The sequence below is a fragment of the Microvirga sp. HBU67558 genome (assembly GCF_018069605.1).
In the GTDB taxonomy this organism is placed as follows: Bacteria; Pseudomonadota; Alphaproteobacteria; order Rhizobiales; family Beijerinckiaceae; genus Microvirga; species Microvirga terrae.
In genome coordinates this window covers 1-1,853 of sequence record NZ_JAGPUP010000342.1, presented here as the reverse complement: position 1 = coordinate 1,853, position 1,853 = coordinate 1, and the positions used below count along the sequence as shown (strand labels likewise).

General features: G+C 60.9%; 2 protein-coding genes. One reads left to right on the top strand and one right to left on the bottom strand.

Features of this window, described 5'->3' with window-relative positions:
• On the bottom strand, positions 1–862 hold an 862-nt coding region (locus KBI52_RS01680; protein WP_210804896.1), incomplete at its 3' end, for an IS630 family transposase.
• A gap of 497 nt (positions 863–1,359) precedes the next feature.
• Here KBI52_RS01680 and KBI52_RS01675 point away from each other — a divergent pair.
• On the top strand, positions 1,360–1,725 hold the full coding sequence (locus tag KBI52_RS01675; RefSeq protein WP_210804895.1) for an integration host factor subunit alpha: 366 nt from the start codon (positions 1,360–1,362) through the stop codon (positions 1,723–1,725).
• Positions 1,726–1,853 lie beyond the last annotated feature (128 nt).

Here is a 1,853-nt window from a genome sequence, read left to right as displayed (position 1 = left end):
GGCCCTCGTCCGGGTTCAACTCAGGGCTAAAGGATGGCAGGGAGAAGACCTCGATCTGCTCCGTGCGCGCGGCCAACCAGTCCTGCACCGTCCGGGCCCGATGAGCCGGCAGGTTGTCCCAGATCAGAAACACCTTGCCGTCGGCATCCTGGATGAGCCGCCCGAGAAAGCGGATCAGGCTCGGGGCTTTGATGGCGCCATCGAGCACCATCCAGCGCAACTCGCCCTTGTTGGTCACAGCCGAGATCAGCCCCAGTCCCGCGCGCTTGTGGCTGGGGCGCACGACGGGCGTCCGGCCGCGTGGGGCGAAGCTGCGGCCGCGTACATCATCAGAGCGTAGGCCGGTCTCATCCCCCCAGAAGATCGTGCCCTTCTCCCGTCTGGCTTGCGCCACGATGGCCGGGTAGTCCTGCCGCAGCCAGCGCCGCACTACCTTCGGCGACTGCTCATAGGCGCGCCGGAGCGGCTTCTGGGCCGTGAAACCCCAGCGCGCCAAGTAGGTGCTCATCGTGCGCACTGCCAGCCGGACGCCACAATGCCGTTCGATCAGCTCCCGCACCGCCGCCCGGCTCCACAGGGCGAAGGGCAGGCCCAGTTCGTCGGGCGTGTGCCGGCTGATCAGAGCGCGGACCTGCACTTCCTGCTCGGCCTCGAGAAAGCGACCCGTGCCGGGTGCCGGGCCGCGCGGCCCACTGGCCAATCCGGCCAAACCCTGCTCGCCGAAGCGGCGGCAGATATCGAAGACGCCGGTCCGGGTCAGGCCCACCTGCGCCGCGATGGCCTCATAGGTCAGGCCGCTCTCGCGCAGTCCGACGACCTGCCGGCGGCGCTCCTCTTGCGCGGCTGCTGGCAGCTTGCGCATGTCAACATGTTTCATCCCGCCAAACTGGATCGACCAGCCGCAGATTTCAAGATCACCCAAGCCGGATCAATAATTCCCGAAACCGTCTGAAGCGCTGTCTGACATCATTGATACCTGAATCTAGCACACACCGTGTCGCGCGTGGCCTCGTCCTAAATGGCGAAGCGCTGACTCTTGGATGGTGCGGATTCTATTTCAACGTTGGAATTCCTGAAGTGGCACGGACTACCTATCGCTGCATCGTCGTATTTGGCTGTTTCGGTAACGAGACGCATTGCAGGTGTGTCTGTCAGGCGACAGCTCACTCAGTAAGCCGATGTTATAAATTACGAAATCGATTACATAACGGACAAAGACTTTAAATGCCGACTACATGTGCTAAAGAACGTACACGAACCACAGCCCGCTTGTGTTTCGCTTCTCTGAGTATGTCGCTCCTCCCAAACTTGGGCTGGTTGCGACGGCAGCCCTTTTTCCAACCTGACCGGAGTGCGCTGATGGCAGGCAAGAGCGTAACGCGCGCCGACTTGACCCGAGCCGTGTACCAACAGGGCTTTGTCACAATGGATGATGCCGCAGACCTGGTTGATCAGGTCCTCAAGACGATTTCCACCGCGCTGGAAGACGGCGAAAACGTCAAACTCTGGTCATTCGGTATTTTCAGGGTGCGCAAGAAGGCCAAGCGCTTAGGACGCAATCCTAAGTCTGGGGTGGAGGTTCCCATTGAACCTCGCGGGGTCATCCAATTTAGCGCTTCGCCTGTTCTCAAGTCGCGGCTGAACCGAGCGTCACCTCCACGGAGCGGCCTCCACGCACGGGATGCTGATGGTTGGAAGGTCGCTCACTACGGCACAGGATCTTAGGTCAATGCAGTCTTGGAGTATCTCAGCCAGCTCGCGCTATGGCGGGCTAACCGGATTCGCAGCGAGCGTTGTCCATCAGATCTATTCCTCTTTCTCGATGCAGATCCCGGAGAATGTCTACACGCATG

What these genes read in the sequence shown, in the direction of transcription:
- KBI52_RS01675 (WP_210804895.1), top strand. Translation starts at nt 1,360, where the DNA reads ATGGCAGGCAAGAGCGTAACGCGCGCCGACTTGACCCGAGCCGTGTAC.